Annotated in this window: 12 protein-coding genes; 5 read left to right on the top strand and 7 right to left on the bottom strand. The window is 66.6% G+C overall.

Features of this window, described 5'->3' with window-relative positions:
• Window positions 1-172: 172 nt before the first annotated feature.
• The gene (gene ssb, locus C1924_RS05350) at window positions 173-766 is read right to left on the bottom strand and encodes a single-stranded DNA-binding protein (protein ID WP_108764361.1); all 594 of its coding nucleotides are present in this window, start codon (window positions 764-766) and stop codon (window positions 173-175) included.
• A gap of 372 nt (window positions 767-1,138) precedes the next feature.
• Here ssb and C1924_RS05345 point away from each other — a divergent pair, with 372 nt between their 5' ends.
• The gene (locus tag C1924_RS05345) at window positions 1,139-2,170 is read left to right on the top strand and encodes a LacI family DNA-binding transcriptional regulator (protein WP_108764360.1); all 1,032 of its coding nucleotides are present in this window, start codon (window positions 1,139-1,141) and stop codon (window positions 2,168-2,170) included.
• A 68-nt stretch (window positions 2,171-2,238) separates the two neighbouring features.
• Here C1924_RS05345 and C1924_RS05340 read toward each other — a convergent pair whose 3' ends face one another.
• Window positions 2,239-2,616, bottom strand: coding sequence for a hypothetical protein (locus C1924_RS05340; RefSeq protein ID WP_108764359.1), 378 nt, complete (start codon window positions 2,614-2,616; stop codon window positions 2,239-2,241).
• A 153-nt stretch (window positions 2,617-2,769) separates the two neighbouring features.
• On the opposite strand from C1924_RS05340, the gene C1924_RS05335 reads away from it, so the two are divergent.
• The gene (locus C1924_RS05335; protein WP_108764358.1) at window positions 2,770-3,672 is read left to right on the top strand and encodes an ABC transporter ATP-binding protein; all 903 of its coding nucleotides are present in this window, start codon (window positions 2,770-2,772) and stop codon (window positions 3,670-3,672) included.
• A gap of 12 nt (window positions 3,673-3,684) precedes the next feature.
• Window positions 3,685-7,269 carry an ABC transporter permease subunit gene (locus C1924_RS05330; protein WP_108764357.1) on the top strand — a complete coding sequence of 1,195 codons (3,585 nt, stop codon included), beginning with the start codon at window positions 3,685-3,687 and terminating at the stop codon, window positions 7,267-7,269.
• 88 nt (window positions 7,270-7,357) lie between these two features.
• Here C1924_RS05330 and C1924_RS05325 read toward each other — a convergent pair whose 3' ends face one another.
• From C1924_RS05325 to C1924_RS05305, 5 genes are all read right to left on the bottom strand, one after another.
• Entirely contained in the window at window positions 7,358-7,744 is a 387-nt protein-coding gene (locus tag C1924_RS05325; RefSeq protein ID WP_108764356.1) for an SseB family protein, read from the bottom strand.
• A 143-nt stretch (window positions 7,745-7,887) separates the two neighbouring features.
• Entirely contained in the window at window positions 7,888-8,277 is a 390-nt protein-coding gene (locus C1924_RS05320; protein WP_108764355.1) for a hypothetical protein, read from the bottom strand.
• Between the two features lie 94 nt (window positions 8,278-8,371).
• The gene (locus C1924_RS05315) at window positions 8,372-10,087 is read right to left on the bottom strand and encodes an alpha-amylase family glycosyl hydrolase (RefSeq protein WP_108764354.1); all 1,716 of its coding nucleotides are present in this window, start codon (window positions 10,085-10,087) and stop codon (window positions 8,372-8,374) included.
• Window positions 10,087-11,574, bottom strand: coding sequence for an MFS transporter (locus C1924_RS05310; protein WP_108764353.1), 1,488 nt, complete (start codon window positions 11,572-11,574; stop codon window positions 10,087-10,089). The genes C1924_RS05315 and C1924_RS05310 overlap by 1 nt, the downstream gene beginning before the upstream one ends.
• Window positions 11,571-13,778 carry a Six-hairpin glycosidase-like protein gene (locus C1924_RS05305; protein WP_108764352.1) on the bottom strand — a complete coding sequence of 736 codons (2,208 nt, stop codon included), beginning with the start codon at window positions 13,776-13,778 and terminating at the stop codon, window positions 11,571-11,573. Before C1924_RS05305 ends, C1924_RS05310 begins: the two co-directional genes overlap by 4 nt.
• Window positions 13,779-14,013: 235 nt before the next feature.
• On the opposite strand from C1924_RS05305, the gene C1924_RS05300 reads away from it, so the two are divergent.
• Together C1924_RS05300 and C1924_RS05295 are read left to right on the top strand one after the other, a co-directional pair.
• Entirely contained in the window at window positions 14,014-16,065 is a 2,052-nt protein-coding gene (locus tag C1924_RS05300) for a glycoside hydrolase family 97 protein (RefSeq protein WP_108764351.1), read from the top strand.
• 368 nt (window positions 16,066-16,433) lie between these two features.
• Window positions 16,434-19,199 carry a TonB-dependent receptor gene (locus C1924_RS05295; protein WP_174208941.1) on the top strand — a complete coding sequence of 922 codons (2,766 nt, stop codon included), beginning with the start codon at window positions 16,434-16,436 and terminating at the stop codon, window positions 19,197-19,199.
• The last annotated feature ends 485 nt before the right edge of the window (window positions 19,200-19,684 follow it).

Here is a 19,684-nt window from a genome sequence, read left to right as displayed (position 1 = left end):
CACTGCAATGCAATCGATTGCACCATACGGGAGGATGTATTTTTTTTGCAAGACGCGGTGCACGAAAACCGATGTTGCGGGGCAAAACGCTGCTGGCCCGGCGCATGAAAAAAGGAGCCCCATGAATGGGACTCCTTCTGGATTCACATCACGGCCTGTTGCCAGGCGTGCGTCAGAACGGAATATCGTCGTCAGCAAAGTCGTCCATCGGCGGTGCCTGCTGCGGCTGCGGGCGCTGGTTGCCATAGCCGCCGCCCTGGTTGCCGCCCTGGTTGCCGTAGCCGCCCTGGCCACCGCCCTGGTTGCCGTAACCACCGCCCTGGCCGCCACGCTGGCCGCCGCCACCGCCGCCGTACTCCTGGCGCGGGGCCTGCTGGCGCTGCGGACGGTCGCCGCCATAGTTGCCACCGCCACCACCGCCGCCGCCTTCACCGCGGCCGCCCAGCATCTGCATTTCGTCGGCGATGATGTCAGTGGAGTACTTCTCCACGCCATCCTGGCCGGTGTACTTGTCGTAGCGCAGGCTGCCTTCGACGTAGACCGAGCTGCCCTTTCGCAGGTACTCGCCGGCGATTTCGCCGAGCTTGCCGAAGAACACCACGCGGTGCCATTCGGTGCGCTCCTGCTGGTTGCCGTCCTTGTCCTTGCGGACGCTGGTGGTGGCCAGGCTGATACGGGTGATGGCCATGCCACCCTGGGTGTACTTCACGTCCGGGTCGTTGCCGAGGTTGCCGACCAGGATGACTTTGTTGATGCCACGCGCCATAGGTGTGTTCGTCCGTTGTCCGAGGGCAGACCGCCAGTGATAGCACGTCCTCCAGGCAGGAGGCAGTGGCCGGGGCCGCCCCCGATGCAGGTGGGGGAATTCAGGAATGGCCCATCTTATCATCCACGCCGCCCGGCGCCCGGTCAGGGAAGCCCCCGCTGCGGGCCGGAAAGTGCCCCTATCCCTTGCCAGGCCTGGGTCTACGGCCGTTGCAGACGAAATCGCGCACGTCCCCTGCACCCTCGCGCGCGAGGTCGCGGCGCAGCCAATCATTGTCCCGTCGGCGTTCCCGACAGGACATCGTCGGGGCCAGCGCCTGCGACCCGTGGCATCATCCCCTATCGCCCGCCTGTCCCCGCGCCCGCACTGCACATGACCATCAAAGGCAAAGCCACGTCCCTGGACATCGCCCACCTGGCCGGGGTTTCCCAGCCCACGGTGTCGCGTGCCCTGCGCGGCAGCCCGATGGTCAACGCCGAGACCCGCGAGCGCATCCTGCGCATCGCCCGCGAGCTGAACTACAAGGTCGACAAGAACGCTTCCAGCCTGCGCCTGCGCAATGCCGGCACCCTGGCCCTGCTGTTCTTCGAGGACCCGACCAATGACGATTCGCTGATCAACCCGTTCTTCCACTCGATGCTGGGCTCGATCACCCGCGCCTGCGCGCTGCACGGGCAGGACCTGCTGGTGTCCTTCCAGCAGCTTTCGACCGATTGGCAGGCCGATTACGAGGACAGCAACAAGGCCGACGGCATCATCCTGCTCGGCTATGGCGACTACCACCAGTCGCGCGACCGGCTGCAGCGGCTGGTTGAACAGGGCACGCATTTCGTGCGCTGGGGCGCGGCGCTGCCCGGGCAGCCGGGCGTGTCGATCGGCAGCGACAACTTCCAGGGCGGGCATGACATCACCGCCCACCTGCTGCAGCAGGGCTGCCGTCGCATCGCGTTCCTCGGCCACGCCTCCAGCCATTACCCGGAGTTCGAGGAACGCTACCGTGGCCACGTCGAGGCCCTGCGTACGCACGGCCTGGCGGCCGACCCGGCGCTGCAGCACGATGCCATCACCACCGAGGCGTCCGGCCAGGAGGCCTGCCAGGCCCTGCTGGCACGCGGCGAACGCATCGATGCAATCTGCGCGGCCAGCGACCTGATCGCCATCGGCGCGATGCGGGCGCTGCGCGAGGCCGGCCTGCGCGTGCCGCAGGACGTGGCGGTCACCGGCTTCGACGATATTCCGCTGGCGGCCTCGGTATCCCCGGCACTGACCACGGTGCAGCAGGACACCAAGCAGGCCGGCCAGCTGCTGGTTGAGAAACTGCTGGCGCTGATCGGCCGGCAGCCGGTGGAAAGCCTGAGCATTCCGGTGAAGCTGGTAGTGCGCGAGTCGTCGCTGCGGATGTAAAGGCAGAACAGCCGAGCATGGGCTCGGCTCTACAGAAAATGGCAAAGCAGCCGAGCATGGGCTCGGCTCTACAAGGTCTCGTGCAGACCGGTAATCCGCGTGACCTCGCCCACCGCGACCGCGCGTGGACCTTCGTGGCAATGAAACCGGACACCCTCGCCGATCCGATCACGGTGCAGGGTCTGCCGCAGTTCCCGGTTCACGATCCGCATTCTCGCCCGCAGCCACGGGCCGACCGGCAGCGCGATTTCATGGGCCAGCGGTTGGCTGTCCTCGCCAAGGAACTCAGGGAAGATCATGAACAGCTCGAGCTCACCCGACGCATCGGCATAAGCAAAGTCCCAGCGGATGCCGTTATACGCGGGTTGGCGGCGGCCGCCCTCGCCAGGCGCCAGCAGGCGGATGCGCGCCTCGAAATCATCCTTCAGCAATAGATAGCCACCCACGTCCTGCTCCCTGCTCCCTGCGCTTGGCTCCGGTTCGGGCCCGATGATGCCCCAACCCCGCGCCGCTGGCAGTAACCATGACCAACGGCGTTTGACCGTACGCCTGTTCAGCGCGATAAACGGCCATTCACACAGGGAAGAGGTGTACGCCGCATGCTGCAGATCGACTCGCTCTCCAAGACCTACGCCAACGGCGTCCACGCGTTGAACGGGGTCACGCTGGATATCCCGCGCGGCATGTTCGGCCTGCTCGGGCCCAACGGCGCCGGCAAATCCTCGCTGATGCGTACCCTGTCCACGCTGCAGGAAGCCGACAGCGGCAGCGCGGTGCTGACCATCCCCGGTGAATCACCGATCGACGTGCTGCGCGACAAGGACGCCGTGCGCCGCCGGCTGGGCTACCTGCCGCAGGATTTCGGCGTCTACCCCAAGGTCAGTGCGCTCGACCTGCTGGAGCACTTCGCCGTGCTCAAGGGCCTGACCCAGCGCGCGCAGCGCCGCGAAGTGGTGGACGGCCTGCTGCAGCAGGTGAATCTGTGGGACGCGCGCAAGCGCAAGCTGGGCACCTATTCCGGCGGCATGCGCCAGCGCTTCGGCATCGCCCAGGCCCTGCTTGGCGATCCGCGCCTGGTCATCGTCGATGAACCCACCGCCGGCCTCGACCCCGAGGAGCGCAACCGCTTCCTCAATCTGCTGGCCGCCATCGGCGAGAACGTCGCGGTGATCCTGTCCACCCATATCGTGGAGGACGTGACCGACCTGTGCCCGAGCATGGCCATCATGAACAACGGCCAGGTGCTGCTGACCGGCCGTCCTGCCGATGCCATCGATGCCCTGCAGCAGCAGGTCTGGCGCAAGCAGGTCGACCCGTCCGAACTGGCCGACCATGAGGCACGCTACGTGGTGCTGTCCACGCGCCTGGTCGGTGGCCGCCCGGTCATCCATATCCACAGTGCCAGTGATCCAGGCGATGGCTTCCACGCTGTGGCTCCCGATCTCGAGGACGTCTACTTCCAGCGCCTGCGCCTGCAGGCGTGTGCCCGCGCGGCAGCCTGAGCGGAGCACGCCATGATCCTCAATTTCTTCCGGTTCGAGCTGCGCGAGCAGCTGCGTTCTCCGCTGCTGTGGCTGCTGGCCGGGCTGTTCGCCCTGCTCGCCTTCGCCGCCGCCTCCAGCGATGCAGTACAGATTGGTGGTGGCAGCGGCAACGTGCACAGCAATGCGCCGACAGTGATCGCGCAGATGCTGGGCATCTTCACCCTGCTCGGAATGCTGGTCAACGCGCTGTTCGTCAGCAACGCGTTGCTGCGTGACTTCGAGCTGGGCACCGCCGAACTGATCTTCGCCAGCCCGGTGAAACGTCGCGACTACCTGGCCGGGCGCATCGCCGCAGCGCTGGCAGCGGGCCTGCTGGTCTACGTCGTGATCGCGCTCGGCCTGTGGCTGGCACCGTTCATGCCGTGGGTCGATCCCGAACGCATGGGCCCTGTCAGCTGGCGTGGCTTCGCGTGGACCTTCGCGATCTTCGTCATTCCCAACCTGCTGTTCACCACCGCACTGCTGTCGCTGCTGGCGGCACTGACCCGCTCGATTCTCTGGGTGTACATTGGCCTGGTCGCCTACCTGGTGCTGTACGGTGCCAGCGCGGCGCTGCTGCGTGACATCGACAACACCTGGATTGCCGTGCTGAGCGAACCGTTGGGCATGCGTGCGCTGGGCCGTACCATCCGCTACTGGTCCACGGCCGAACGCAACAGCGGCATTCCCGAACTGGCCGGTTATCTGCTGGCCAACCGCGCCCTGTGGCTGGGCGTGGCAGCAGCGCTGTTCGCCGCCACCTTCGCGTTGTTCCGCACCGAGCGCAGTGGCAGCGGACGCCGCCGCTGGGGCCGCACGCATGCGTCGCCGGCTGCCGATGCGGCTGCCGCCCGGCCTACCCGCGCAGCACTGCCGCGCGTGGTACCGGCGTTCAACGCTGGAACGGCATGGCAGCAGTTCCTGCGCCAGGTCCGCTTCGACACACGCGGCGTGCTGCGCAGCGTGCCGTTCATCGTATTGCTGGTGCTGGGCCTGGCCAACTTCCTGCCAAGCGCACTGTTCCGGCAAACGCTGTACGGCACCTCCATCTGGCCGGTCACCTCGCAGATGATCATGGCCCTGCAGGGGGCCTTCAGCTGGCTGCTGGTGATCATCGTGCTGTTCTTTGCCGGCGAACTGGTCTGGAAGGAACGCAGCGCCCGCATCAATGAAGTGACCGATGCCATGCCCGTGCCGAACTGGGTACCGCTGCTGGCCAAGTTCACGGCGCTGCTGGCGGTGATCGCCTGCTTCCAGGCGGCTGGCGCGCTCGCCGCGATGGGCGTGCAGCTGGCCAAGGGCTACACCCACCTGGAGCCGCTGCTGTACCTGCGCAGCCTGGCGCTGGATTCGGTGGTCTACATCCTGATGGGGGGCCTGGCACTGGTGCTGCAGGTCCTTACCAACAACAAGTTCGTCGGCTATGCACTGCTGATCGTGGTGATGATCGGCCAGGGCGTGCTGGGCATGCTCGACTACACGCAGAACCTCTACAACTTCGGCAGCTGGCCGAATGCCCCCTATTCGGACATGAACGGCTATGGCCACTTCCTGACCGGACAGCTGGCGTTCCAGGGCTACTGGGTGCTGTTCCTGCTCGCGTTGATGTGCCTGGCCTCGGCGTTCTGGGTACGCGGCGTCAGCCAGGGCCTGCGCCAGCGCCTGGCCCTGGCAGGCCGCCGCCTGCGGGGCCCGACCGGCGCCTTCGCGGCCGTGGCTGCACTGGCGTTCGTCGCGGTGGGCGGCTGGCTGTACTGGAACACCAACATCCGCAACGAGTTCCTCTCACCGGACCAGCAGCTGGATCTGCAGGCCCGTTACGAACGCGAGCTGTCGAAGTACCGCAGCCTGCCGCAGCCGCGCATCGTGGCCGTGGACAACCGCGTGGACCTGTTCCCGGAATCGCAGTCCATGGTGATCGACGCGAACTGGACGGTGCGCAACACCCACGCCGTGCCGATCCATGAAGTGCACGTCTCGATGGGGGATGACAAGCAGCTGCTTGCGGTCGACCTGGGTGGGCAGACGCTGTCGATGCATGACGCCGATCTCGGCTACCGCATCTACCGCCTGCAGACGCCGCTGCAACCGGGTGAAAGCCGCAGCGTGCATTTCCGGGTGGTGCAGAAGCCCAGCGGCATCACCGCCGGCCAAGCACCGAGCAACATCGTGGACAACGGCACCTTCATCAACAGCCGCGCATTGCCTTCCTTTGGCTACAACGAACGCGTCGAGATCAGCGACCGCAACGAACGGCGCAAGCGTGGCCTGGGCGAACCGACCCGCATGCCGAAGCTGGAGGACGAAGCGGCGCGGGCCAACACCTACGTCTCCGACGATGCCGACTGGCTGGACTTCCGCACCACGGTCTGCACCGCACCGGACCAGGTCGCACTGGCGCCGGGCTACCTGCGGCACGAAACCACGGTCAATGGCCGTCGCTGCTTCAGCTATGCCATGGACCGGCCGATGCTGAACTTCTATGCCTACCTGTCGGCACGCTGGGAGGTACGCAAGGCGACGTACAAGGACATCCCGATCGAGGTCTACTTCGACCCGGCGCACGGCTACAACGTGGACCGGATGATCGAAGCGGTGCAGAAGTCGCTGGCCTACTACGAAGCGAACTTCACGCCCTACCAGCATCGCCAGGTACGCATCATCGAGTTCCCTGGCTATGCCCGCTTCGCGCAGTCCTTCGCCAACACCATCCCCTATTCCGAAGCCATCGGTTTCATCGCTGACCTGCGCGATCCGGACAAGGTGGACTACGTGTTCTACGTGACCGCCCACGAGGTCGCCCACCAGTGGTGGGCACACCAGGTGATCGGTGCCAACGTACAGGGCGCAACGGTGCTGTCCGAGTCGCTGTCGCAGTACTCGGCGCTGATGGTGATGGAGCAGGAGTATGGTCGCCAGCACATGCGCCAGTTCCTCAAGCGCGAACTGGATGGATACCTGTCGGGGCGCGGCGGCGAGGCCATCGAGGAACTGCCGCTGGAACGCGTGGAGAACCAGCAGTACATCCACTACGAAAAGGGTTCGCTGGTGTTCTACCGGCTACGCGAGGAAATCGGCGAACAGGCGCTGAACCGTGCGTTGAAACGCTTCCTGCAGGACAAGGGCTACCAGCAGCCGCCGTACACCACCTCACGCGAACTGCTCGAGTACATCCGCGCCGAAACGCCGGCCGATCGCCAGCAGCTGGTCACCGATCTGTTCGAGAAGATCAGCTTCTACGACAACCGCGTGATCTCCGCCAGCGCCCGCAAGCGCAACGACGGCCGTTACGACGTGACGCTGGTCCTGCACGCCGCCAAGCAGTACGCCGACGGCAAGGGCGAGGAGAGCAACGGCAGCATGGATGACTGGATTGAGATCGGCGTCTTCGCCAACGGGCCATCGGGCAAGGAACGTGACCAGAAGGTGCTGTACCTGCAACGCCACCATGTCACGACCGCCCAACCCACCATCACGGTGACGGTGGACAGCAAGCCGGACGAAGCCGGGTTCGATCCGTACAACAAGCTGATCGACCGCGTCAGCGGTGACAACCGGAAGAAGGTGTCGATGTGATGCCGGCGGAGGTGCCGGCGCCGGCCGGCACCTCCCCTCCCGTCCTTCCACGTCTGTAGAGTCGAGCTTGCTCGACTCTACAGATGCGTCACCTCTGCGCGAAATCCTTCAGGATCTCGCCCACGCCGCTGGCGGAAATTTCGAAGCCCAGCGTCGTGCCGGGGTTGACCACTACACCGTAGCCGCCGGGCACGCGGCGCAGCACGTCCAGCATCAGCCAGCGGATCTGGTGCGGGGCCTGCTGGGCGTGGATGCCAACCCGAGCGGGATCGGTGAACACGGCCACGTGCAGGGTGCCTTGCTTGTCGAACAGCAACGGGTCGAAACCGCTGCCGTCGGGGGTGACCAGGCTGCCGGTCAGCAGCACCACCTCGGACGCCACGAACGCCTCCATGAAGGCGCGGATCGGCACGGCTCCATCCATGGCGGCCTTCAGCAGGGTTTCGATCGGGGTCTGCGGGGCGAGGTCGGTCATGGCGTTACGGCTGGTTTCGGGGGGCCCTATTGTGCCGGATGCGGTCCCGCCCGGTGGTGCCGGCCGCTGGCCGGCATGCCAAGGAACCGGGTTGCCGGCCAGCGGCCGGCACTACCGGACTTAAGGATGCGGACGACCGGACGTCACGCTGTTGTGCGGGGAGCGGCCTTCCGCCAGACACTGTGCACCAGCGCAGCCAGCAGCATGCCCACGGCCCATGCCAGCAGCACGCTGCTACCGGCCTGCAGCGCGTCCATCACCTTCAGGGCGACCACCAGCGGGAGCAGCGCCGACACCAGCAGGGTCGCCACATCGGCGCCACGTACCCGGGTCAGGCGCAGGCCCAGCAGCATCAGCGGCAACGCCACCAGGCTGGCGCCGAGGCCGAACACCACCACGGCATCCCATAGATAAAGATTGAAGCTTCGCGGCATGGCGATGGCGGCGGTGCGGGCCAGCCACGGGAAGGTCACTACCGCGATCAGGGCACCGGTGACCGCACCACCGCCCATCGAAACCAGCAGACGTCGCATCGTTCAGGCCATCCTTGTCGTCGTGGCGTAGTGCCGGCTCCTGGCCGGCACCTGAATATGCCATCCATGCGGGGCTGCCGGCCAGCAGCCGGCACTACCGCTTCAATCGTTGGTCCCGCGCCTGCTGGTCGGTCATGGCCTTGTCCAGTTCGGCCTGCAGCGCGGACTGCTGCACCGGGGCATCCAGCACGTAGACCTTCACCCCGTGCGCCGGCACCTCTACCTTCAGCGAGCGCTTCACCTTCAGTTCGCCACCGTCCAGTGCATCGCGCCAGGTACCGGCCTGCAGATAACGATCGACCTCGAAACCACGGGCGGCTTCGCCCTTGTTCAGCAGCACCAGCGCGGTCTGTGCCACGTCGCCGTGCTGCAGCACGCGGAAGAACACCGCTTCATCGCCCTGCAGGCGCTCGTTCACCTGCAGGCCACGCTGCAGGGCCGGGGTGGCTTCGCGCAGCTTGGCGATGCGCTGCAGCGGCGCGAAGATCGGGCTCTGCGGTGCGTCATCCACGCGCTGCTGGCCGAAATAGGCGCGGTTGCCAGCATGCTCGGCACGGCCGCGCATGAAGCCGGTTTCCGACCCGTAATAGACCACCGGGATGCCGCGCGCAGTGAACAGCCAGTTGTGCGCGTCGATGAAGCCGTTGTCGCTGGCCTGCAGGCGCGGCATGTCGTGGTTGTCGTAGAAGCTCATCAGCTCGTACGGGTTGGCGTACGGGCCACCGGTGAGGTGCAGCGGTTCGGCCAGCGTTTCAAAGCCCTTGCCGGCCGTGCCGAACGTCTGTTCCAGTGCGCCGCGCAGCGGGAAATCGAGCACGCTCACATTGGCATTGGCGGGCCAGGTGTGTTCGGCGATGCTGGCGGCGTTGTAGTCGAAGGCCTCGCCGAACATGAACATGCCAGGGTGCTCGGCACGGATGCGGTTGACGAATTCATGCCACCACGGGTGCGGCAGCCAGCCGATGGTGTCGATGCGCAGTGCGTCCACGCCCTGCGCGGTCCACTGCAGGTAAGCGCCCACCAGGTAATCCATCACTGCCGGGTTGTTCTGGTTGAAGTCGGACAGCTCGGCCAGGTTGCCATCGAAGATGGAGCCGTCCTTGCTGTCGACCGGGCCGATGTTGTTGTAGAACGCGTGCAGCGGGTTGTGCTGCGGGTCCAGCTTCTGCGGCGGCAGGTTCTGGTGGTCGGCGATGAGCCTGCCGTCCTTGTCGAAGATCTGGCCGAACTGGGGCTGCCGCGTGGGCATGGTCCAGGCAGGCGAACCGTGGTTGCCGACGATGTCCAGCACCACCTTCAGGCCGGCTGCGTGCAGGCCCTTGTTGAGGCCGGCGAAATCCAGATCCTTGCTCGGCAGGTGTTCGTCGATCGTGTAGAAGTTGATGCCCCAGTAGCCGTGGTAACCGGTCTTGCCGCGGTCGGTCAGCGTACTGGTGCAGCTGATCGGCTTGCTGCCGGTGAACGCCTCGTCCGGGTTGTCGACGATGGGCGTGATCCACACTGCACCGAAGCCAAGGTCGCGGATGTACTGCGCGTTGTCCAGCACGCCGCGGAAATCGCCGCCGAGGTAGCCGATATTGCCATCGACCTTGTCCGGGCACGGCACCGGAATATCGAACGTGCGGTGCTTGCCGCCCTGGTCGCGGTGATCGTTGGACGGATCGCCGTTGACGAAACGGTCGGTGACCACGAAGTACACCGCATCGCTGGCGAACGGCTCGGTGGTGCCGACATAGTCCGGGCGCGGCGCGGCCACGGCGTGGCCAGCGAACAGGGCAAGGGAAACCGCAACAGCCAACACACCACGCATCACACCACCTCCGGACGGGACGGAACCCGCAGCACGCACAGGCCGGCCACCAGCAGGCTGCAGCCGCCCAGCACCAGCACATGGATCGGCTGGTCGCCCAGCCAGGCACGCAGGGCAAAGCCCAGTGCGCTGGCCGCGACCAACTGCGGGATCACGATGAAGAAATTGAAGATGCCCATGTACACGCCCATCTTGGCCGCCGGAACGCTGTCCGACAGCAGGGCGTACGGCAGGGACAGAATCGAGGCCCAGGCGAAGCCGACACCGACCATCGACAGCAGCAGCCAGCGCGGATCGTCGATGAACATCATCGAGATCAGCCCGGCCCCGCCCAGCCACAGGTTGACCAGGTGGCTCCAGCGCAGGCCGAGCGCGCGCACCATGGGCGGGATCAGCAGCGCGGCCAGCGCCGCGAACCCGTTGTAGGCCCCGAACAGCACGCCCACCCAGTTGGCGCCCTCGTTGTAGGCCGCCGACTGCGGATCGGTGGAACCAAAGTGGGTGCCCGCGACCGCGGCAGTGGTGAAGATCCACATGGCGAACAGCGCGAACCACGAGAAGAACTGCACCCAGGCCAGCCGCCGCATGGTGACCGGCATCGCCCGCAGGTCGCCAACGATGGCGGCCAGCATGTGCGGGCCCGGCAGCACGCGGGCCAGCGCCAGCAGCAGGCCGTAGCCCGCGCACAGGCCGGCCAGCACGTACAGCATCCTGTCGCCCTGGCGCCACGCGATCAGCGCCGCCAGCAGCACGCCCAGGCCCAGCCACAGCGCCACCTGGCCCCACGGTGCGGGCCCGGTGACTGCAGCGCCGGCATGGTGCGCGGGCGGCTCGGCATCGTCGAAGGCGGCAAGCTCGGCCGGTGAATACTCGCGCGTGCTGAACACCGTCCAGCTGATCGCCGCCAGCAGGACCACCGCACCGAAGTAGAACGCATAGCGCACCGAGTCGGGCAATTCGCCCGGTGCCGCGGTGTTGCTGACGCCGACGTGGGTGAGGATGAAGGGCAGGAAGCTGGCAACGATGGCGCCGACGCCGATGAAGAAGCTCTGCATCGCATAGCCGGTGGGCCGCTGGCGCGGCGCCAACTGGTCCCCCACGAAGGCGCGGAACGGTTCCATCGACACGTTGATGGAGGCATCGAGCACCCACAGCGTGCCAGCGGCGATCCACAGCGTGGGCGAGTTGGGCATCACCAGCAGGGCCAGCGTGGTCAGCACCGCGCCGATCATGAAGAACGGGCGGCGTCGGCCCCAGCGGGTCCAGGTGCGGTCGGACAGGTAGCCCACCACCGGCTGCACCAGCAGGCCGGTCAGCGGTGCGGCGATCCACAGCCCCGGCACCGCATCCTGCGAGGCCCCCAGGGTCTCGAAGATGCGGCTGGCGTTGGCGTTCTGCAGGGCAAACCCGAACTGGATGCCAAGGAAGCCGAAGCACATGTTCCAGATCTGCCAGAACGACAGCTGCGGCTTGGCGGGACGGTTCATCGTGCACCCTCGATCGCGGCCACGTGCGCCACCTTCAGCGCCTGCACCTGGGCCTGGTTGAGCACGCCATCGCGCCCACCCTTGCCGCCGGTGTAGTGCGCGAAGTGCTGCAATGCGCTCATGTTGAAGCCTTCCTCAAGCGTGACCGTGCAGCGGCCCTTGGGCACGGCGAAGCTGACCGCGGTTGATTCCTGGGCGGCAACGCTGTGCGGCAGGGTGACCGTCTGCCGCTGCGCCGGCTGGCCCGGGCACTGCAGGTTCAACTGCTTCACTGCGGCGGTCACGCCCGTGTTGATCGGTCCGTTCGGGTTGTTGTACTGCAGCCGCAGGCGCACGTGGCCCGCCTTGGCATTGTTGAAACGCCACTGGCGGTCACCGCGCAGCACCTGCTGCGGGCCCACGCAGATCATCGGGCTGTGCAGCGATTCCAGCGTGCCGTCGCGGCGGGTCAGGCTCAGGCAATGCTGCAGGCCGTCGTCGCCCACGCGTGCCACGCTCTTGGCCGGCTGCACGGCCCTGCCGTCCTGCCACAGCACCTGGTCGGCGGCCACGGCCACGGTCCAGCCCTTGCCACTGCGCCGGGCCTGCGGCGCGGCCGGTGTGGCCGGCGCACGCGCGTTGGGATCGGCGCTGGGCGCCGCTGCATGCGGTACGAAAGCGGGGGCTGCGGCATCGGCCGGTACCAGCTGCACCGTCGTCGTCGCACCGCGCGTCTTCACCTTGCCGGCCACCAGCAGGCCTTCGCCCAGCTGCTTCGGGCGCTCCAGCACATAGCGCTTGCCGTTGGCCTCCAGGCTGATGCGGCGCTGCTTGCCGAACAGGTCCGGCACCAGGCTGGCCGGCAGCTTCGGCTGCACGCTGCCATCGTCCTGCAGGCCGAACACCCCCTCGCTCACCATGGCCAGATAGCCCGCCACCGACCACAGCTGGCGCTCGGAATTGACCACCGGCCCGCTCAGTGCGCCCTCGTCCACATGGACGGCCTGGGTGACCAGTTCGTAGTTCTCCATATTGGAACCGGCCAGCGCCGCGCCCTGCATCAGCGAACGGATCTCGGCGGCGATGCGCGGCGCATCATCGACCTTGCGCGCGGCACGCAGCGAATAGGCGCTGACGAACGGCCAGATGGCACGGTTGTGGTAGATCGGCTGCTGCGCTTCCTGCGGCCACACCACCGGGCTGCCGGCCGGCCCCATCGGGTAGGCGGCCAACGCGCGCCGCGCACGCTCGGCCGGCAGGACGTCGGCCAGGATGCCCAGCGACAGGCCCAGCAGATCGACCTTGGCGTATGGCACCGGGTGGGCGGCTTCGCCGATGTAGCTCATGTACTGGCCCATGTCCTCGCGCCAGAAGCGTGCATCGATCTGCAGCGCCAGCGCGTCGGCCCAGGCCTTGTACTGTTCGCTGCGCTCGTCGCCCAGCTGCGCGGCCATCTGCTGGCCCAGGCGCAGTGCCTGGTAATGCAGCACGTTGGTGGACAGCGCGTAGGAATCACCAATGAAACGTACGTTCTCGCGCGTCCAGTCCGGGTAGGTCTGCTCGCGCCAATCGAGGAACGAGGTCTCGCCGCGGTACAGGCCCATCTGCGCGTCGAACACCATCGCGCGGTCCTGCGCCAGAGTGCCCTGCAGCGCCTGCCAGACCTGGTCGGCGAACGCCGGATCATCCAGCAGGTGGCGCGCGGCCAGGAACCACACCACGCGGTCGCTGCTGATCGGCCAGCTGCCGCCGGAACCGGTGTCCTGGGCCACGAACAGGCCGGGGGTGTGGCCGTCACGCGCAGCCGAGAGCTTGAACTGCAGCGACTGGCGGGTGCGCTGCGGGTCCAGCCTGGCCAGGGCCAGATCGGCGGCGAAGCTGACATCGCGGGTCCACACGTAGGGCCAGCGCGCGCCCGTCTGGAAGCATTCACAGGGGACCGGGCGGCCTTCGTCGAACGACGGATCGCGGATCGCATCCACGCGGTCCTGGTCCATCTCCTGCTGGGCCAGTGCGAACAGCGCATCGAACATCACGCTGCCGGTCTGGCTGCGCATGGGCACGGCGGCGATCCGCACCTCGCCCGTCGGCGCGTGCAGCACGAAGCTGCCCTTGGCAGCGGCTTCGGCGCGCGCGTGGCGGCCGTTGAATTCCAGGTCGGCCGCGTGCGCGGTCGTTCCCAGCGCTGCCCCAAGGGCAGCCGTCAGGCAAATGATCTTCAGCATCGAAGCGGCAGACCGGCTTGCGCCCGTCGACCTCCCTCCCTCTCTGCACCGTTGTGGGTCCGCGCCACCGGAACCGGTGCGCGGGCGCGGCCCCTCCCTCAAGGTGCCTTGCCCCATGGTAGACGCGGCGCCAGCGCCTGCGTCCAGTTGCATACGTATTCATGGCCATCACGTGAAGAGCGGGCGCCGTGCTGGCTTATGGTCCGGGTCTGCCAATGGCGCCTTGGGAGGGGAAATGCCGGCTTTTTCTGTTGCAGTCCGTGCGATGATCGCGCCGGTGTTCGGCATGGCCCTGCTGGGCCTGGTGGCGGTGGCCCAGGCCGCGCCGCAGGTGACCCGGGTGGATTCGCCCGGCAAGGTATTGGCCGTCAGCCTGGTGCTTGATGGCGGTACCGCGCGTTACCGGGTGGAGCGCCTGGGCGATACCGTGGTGGACGATTCCACGCTGGGCTTCGTGCTGCGCGACGGTCGCCTGGACCGTGACTTCGTGCAGCTGAGTGAACAGCGGCGCAGCGTGGACGACACCTGGGAACAGCCCTGGGGTGAGCGCCGCGTCACCCGCAACCACTTCAACGAACTGACCGTGCAGCTGGCCGAAAGCACCGGCAGCAAGCGCCGCGTGGACGTGGTGTTCCGGGTGTACGACGACGGCCTGGGCTTCCGCTATGTGTTCCCCGAACAACCGAACCTGCGCGAAGCGATCATCGATGAAGAGCTGACCGAATTCGCCATCGCACCCGATTCCACCGCGTGGTGGATTCCGGCTGGCGAACCGATCCACTACGAGTACCTGTACCAGCGCACGCCGCTGCGCGAAGTGCCGCTGGTGCACACGCCGATGACCCTGCGCAGCGTTGACGGCCTGCACGTGGCCATCCATGAAGCCGCGCTGGTCGACTACGCCGGCATGTGGCTGCGCCGCACCGATGGCCAGCGGCTGCGCGCCCAGCTTTCGCCCTCGGCCGAAGGCTGGAAGGTGCGCCGCGCCCTGCCCTTCGCCACGCCGTGGCGCACGCTGCAGATCGCCGACCGCGCCGGTGGCCTGGTCGAATCGGACCTGATCCTCAACCTCAACGAACCCAATGCACTGGGTGATGTGAGCTGGGTGAAGCCGGCCAAGTACCTGGGTGTGTGGTGGTCGATGCACCTGGACAACGAAAGCTGGGCCACTGGCCCGAAGCACGCTGCCACCACCGCCAAGACGAAGAAGGTGATCGATTTTGCCGCCGCGCACGGCTTCCGCGGCGTGCTGGTGGAAGGCTGGAATCCGGGCTGGGACGGCATGTGGGTGGGCAACGGCTATGACTTCGACTTCACCCGCGCCACGCCGGATTTCGATATCGAAGCGCTGTCCGCCTATGGGCTGAAGAAGGGCGTACACCTCATCGGCCACCACGAAACCGGCTGTGCCATCGAGCACTACGAAGACCAGCTGGGCGCCGCGCTGGACCTGTACGCGCGGCTGGGCGTGGACCAGTTCAAGACCGGCTATGTCTGCGATGACGGCCAGGTCGACCGCCGCAACCCGGCCGGGGGCCCGCTGTGGCGCGAGTGGCATGACGGCCAGTTCATGGCCCGCCACCACCTGAACGTGGTGCAGGAGGCCGCGCGCCGGCACCTGTCGGTCAACCCGCACGAGCCGATCAAGGACACCGGCCTGCGCCGCACCTACCCCAACTGGATTTCGCGCGAAGGCGCGCGCGGCATGGAGTACAACGCCTGGGGCCAGCCGCCGAACCCGCCCGAGCATGAAGTGAATCTGGTGTTCACCCGCATGCTGTCCGGGCCGATGGATTACACACCGGGCATCCTCAGCCTGAAGGGTCGCCACGGCCAGGCCATTCCCAGCACGCTGGCCCGCCAGCTGGCGCTGTACGTGGTGCTGTACAGCCCGATCCAGATGGCCGCCGACCTGCCCGAGCACTACCTGCAGCACCGCGAAGCCTTCCGCTTCATCGAGGATGTGGCGGTGGACTGGGAACAGAGCCGCGTGCTCGATGGCGAAGTAGGCGACTACGTGACCATCGTGCGCCGCGACCGCAACAGCCGCGACTGGTTCCTGGGCAGCATCACCGATGAACACGGCCGCGTGCTGCCGGTATCGCTGGGCTTCCTGGAGCCGGGCGTGCGCTACCGCGCCGAGATCTACCGCGATGGCGAAGGTGCGGATTTCCGCAGCAATCCGTTCGCGTTCAAGCGCGAGACCCGCGAGGTGACCAGCGCCGATTCACTGACCCTGGTGCTGGCACCGGGCGGTGGCCAGGCGATCCGGTTCACCCCGCTCTGAAACGCACGTCGATGGAAACGCAGCCGAGCATCGGCTCGGCTCTACACGGTAGCGCCCGAGCCCACGCTCGGGCGGCGGCCCTCAGCGCCGGGATCCGGGCACTGGAATCTCCGAGGACACGGTAGTGCCGGCCGCTGGCCGGCATCGAACCGCACCGCAGGGTTGCCGGCCAGCGGCCGGCACTACCGGGATCGGCAGACTGGAATCGATTACAACGCTGTGAAAGCCATTGAATACGTATGCAGGGTGATTCCCGCGAAGAAGCCGCTGCCTACCATAGCGGCGACGACAGCGGCCACCGCGTCGCACGTTCCCGGTACCGCCGGGACGACCACAAGATGCTCTACAACATTGCCTGGGAGGGGAAAATGTTGAACCACACGCGCACCGCGCTGAGTCTGGCGCTGGCCGTTGCACTGGTGCCGTCGCTGGCATCTGCGCAATCCACGCAGTCCACCGACACCGCCACCACCACCACCGGCGAGTCCGCCACCAACCTGGACACCGTGCAGGTCACCGGCATCCGCCGCGGCATCGAGAACGCCATTGCAATCAAGCAGGACGCCACCTCGGTGGTCGAAGCGATCTCGGCCGAAGACATCGGCAAGCTGCCCGATGTCAGCATCGCCGAATCGCTGGGCCGCCTGCCCGGCCTGGCCGCCCAGCGCGTCGCCGGCCGTGCCCAGGTCATCAGCGTGCGCGGCCTGTCGCCCGACTTCGCCACCACTCTGCTCAACGGGCGTGAAGTGGTCAGCACCGGCGACAACCGCAGCGTCGAGTTCGACCAGTACCCCTCGGAACTGGTCAACGGCGTGACCGTCTACAAGACCCCGGACGCCGCCCTGGTCGGCCAGGGCCTGTCGGGCACCATCGACATGCAGACCGTGCGTCCGCTCAGCTTCCCCGACCGCGTGATCGCGGTCAGCGGCCGCCTGCAGAAAAGCTCGCTCGGCGAAGCCGCCAATGTCGATGAATTCGGCAACCGCTTCAGCGCCAGCTACATCGACCAGTTCTTCGACAAGACCCTGGGCATCTCCATCGGCTACGCGCACAGCGACAACCCGATCCAGGAAAACCAGGTCGGCCTGTATGAGCCGTGGACCACCGAACAGACCACCAACGGCAACCGTCCGGGCGTGGCTGCGGGCACCTACTTCTCCGACGGCATCAAGGCACTGCGCCGCACCGGCAACAACAAGCGCGACGGCGTGATGGCCACCATCCAGTTCCGGCCGAACAACGCCTGGACCAGCACCTTCGATGCGTTCCACACCGAAGCCGAACAGATCGACACCGCCAACCAGTTCGAGCTCAACCTGAGCAACTACAACGGTGGCTATACCCCGGGCCTGCTGATCAGCAACCCGCAGGTCAATGCCGATGGCACCTTCACCGGCGGCACCGCCAGCGGCGTGTACCCGCTGGTGCGCGGCATGTACAACAAGCGCAAGGACAAGATCGACGCGTTCGGCTGGAACAACGAGTTCACCTTCGGCAGCGTCAAGCTGGTGGCCGATGTGAACTACTCCAAGGCCACCCGCGATGAGCTGAACCTGGAAAACAACCTGCAGCTCACCCCGATGCCGCAGCTGGACACCATCGGCCTGCAGATCCGCCCGAATGGTTTCTCGCAGATCACCCCGGGCCTGGATTATTCCAACCCCGATGCGCTGTTCCTGACCAACACCATCTACGGCTCCGGCTACGGCAAGGTGCCGCAGGTGGAAGACCGCCTGAAGGGTGCCAAGCTGGCCGCTACCGTCGGCTTGCCCGAGGCCATCGCTTCGTGGGCGCCGGATGTGGACATCGGCGTGAACTACGCCGACCGCCGCAAGGTGAAGACCCAGTCCGAAGGCAACATCCTGCTGGGTGCACAGGGCGATGCCAACATCGCCTCGGACCTGCAGTACTCGCCGGTCAACCTGGGCTTTGCCGGCATCGGCAACATCCCGGCCTGGAACGTGCCGGCGGCCGTGGCCCGCTACATGACCTTCGATCCGGTCGACAACCTCGACTACCTGATCCCGAAGTCGTGGGTGGTGCAGGAAAAGATCACCACCGCCTGGGCCCGCCTGAACATCAACACCGACCTGGGTGAGGTGGGCGTGCGCGGCAACATCGGCGTGCAGATGCAGCACACCGACCAGAGCTCCGATTCGCGCTACTGGGACAGCTCGCAGCCGGCCGGCAGCAACATCCAGCCGTATTCCAACGGCAAGACCTACAACGACTGGCTGCCCAGCTTGAACCTGGCCTTCATGTTCCCGCACCAGCAGACGCTGCGCTTCGCCGCCGCCAAGCAGGTCGCGCGCCCGCGCGTGGACCAGATGCGTGCCGGCCTGGAATTCGGCGTGGATACGGCCACCGGCAAGCCGGGCGGCAGCGGCGGCAACCCGCTGCTGGACCCGTGGCGTGCCACCGCGCTGGACCTGTCCTACGAGAAGTACTTCGGTGAAAAGGCTTACGTGGCCGCCGCCGTTTTCTACAAGGATCTGAAGAGCTACGTCTACACCCAGTCGGTGGACGACTATGACTTCACCGATCTGCTGGGCAGCTACGTGCCGCCGCCGGGCATGACCGTGCCGGTGCTGACCACCGGTACGTTCTCGACCCCGGAAAACGGCAAGGGCGGCACGCTGAAGGGCCTGGAACTGACCGCATCGTTCCCGCTGGACATGCTGACCGACAGTCTGCGTGGCTTCGGCGTGCAGGCCAGCGCCACGTTCAACAAGAGCGACATCAAGATCCTCGACCCGGAAAGCGCCTCCAGCGTGGGTTCGGATCCGATCAGCCTGCCCGGCCTGTCCGACCGCGTGTACAACTTCACCGCCTACTTCGAGCGCAACGGCTTTGAAGCGCGCGTGAGCCAGCGCCGTCGTTCGGACTTCATCGGTGAGATCGGCAACTTCAACGGCAACCGCACGCTGCGTTACGTGGTGGGCGAGAACGTGACCGATGCGCAGGTCAGCTACACCTTCAGCGACAGCAGCGCCCTGCGTGGCCTGACCCTGCTGCTGCAGGGAAGCAACCTGACCAACGAGCCGTACCGCACCTATGCCGGCACCAAGGACCGCCCGCTGGAATACATCGAGTGGGGCCGCACCTACGTGCTGGGCGTGAACTACAAGTTCTGACCGCGGCCCGGTAACACCTCGGCAGCTCCGGGCCATGCCCGGCGAGCGGGATCCGTAGTGCCAGGCATGCCTGGCAGCATCACCGGGACCTGGACCGGAAACCCGCTGCGCAGGCAGCGGGTTTTCTTTTGGTCTCCGCCTGGGGTCGGATCCCGTTGCCACGCAACGGGCTCTGACCCCATCTGGATGGTCGGCACCTGACGGATTTCATCCACTCATGGCGTGGATCTACTCGTCTCCGCGCGGGGTCGGATCCCGTTGCCACGCAACGGGCTCTGACCCCATGTGGATGGTCGGCACCTGACGGATTTCATCCACGCATGGCGTGGATCTACCGGTCCCCGCCCGGGGTCGGATCCCGTTGCCACGCAACGGGCATTGACCCCATCTGGATGGTCGGTGCCTGACGGATTTCATCCACGCATGGCGTGGATCTACTCGTCTCCGCGCGGGGTCGGATCCCGTTGCCACGCAACGGGCTCTGA

The sequence above is a fragment of the Stenotrophomonas sp. ESTM1D_MKCIP4_1 genome (assembly GCF_003086895.1).
Lineage (GTDB): Bacteria > Pseudomonadota > Gammaproteobacteria > Xanthomonadales > Xanthomonadaceae > Stenotrophomonas.
Note: the sequence above shows the minus strand (reverse complement) of the source record. Positions and strands in the feature narration are given on the sequence as shown.

Coding starts and splice junctions, on each gene's coding strand:
- ssb (WP_108764361.1), bottom strand. CDS start 766: ATGGCGCGTGGCATCAACAAAGTCATCCTGGTCGGCAACCTCGGCAAC.
- C1924_RS05345 (WP_108764360.1), top strand. CDS start 1,139: ATGACCATCAAAGGCAAAGCCACGTCCCTGGACATCGCCCACCTGGCC.
- C1924_RS05335 (WP_108764358.1), top strand. CDS start 2,770: ATGCTGCAGATCGACTCGCTCTCCAAGACCTACGCCAACGGCGTCCAC.
- C1924_RS05330 (WP_108764357.1), top strand. CDS start 3,685: ATGATCCTCAATTTCTTCCGGTTCGAGCTGCGCGAGCAGCTGCGTTCT.
- C1924_RS05325 (WP_108764356.1), bottom strand. CDS start 7,744: ATGACCGACCTCGCCCCGCAGACCCCGATCGAAACCCTGCTGAAGGCC.
- C1924_RS05320 (WP_108764355.1), bottom strand. CDS start 8,277: ATGCGACGTCTGCTGGTTTCGATGGGCGGTGGTGCGGTCACCGGTGCC.
- C1924_RS05315 (WP_108764354.1), bottom strand. CDS start 10,087: ATGCGTGGTGTGTTGGCTGTTGCGGTTTCCCTTGCCCTGTTCGCTGGC.
- C1924_RS05310 (WP_108764353.1), bottom strand. CDS start 11,574: ATGAACCGTCCCGCCAAGCCGCAGCTGTCGTTCTGGCAGATCTGGAAC.
- C1924_RS05305 (WP_108764352.1), bottom strand. CDS start 13,778: ATGCTGAAGATCATTTGCCTGACGGCTGCCCTTGGGGCAGCGCTGGGA.
- C1924_RS05300 (WP_108764351.1), top strand. CDS start 14,014: ATGCCGGCTTTTTCTGTTGCAGTCCGTGCGATGATCGCGCCGGTGTTC.
- C1924_RS05295 (WP_174208941.1), top strand. CDS start 16,434: ATGTTGAACCACACGCGCACCGCGCTGAGTCTGGCGCTGGCCGTTGCA.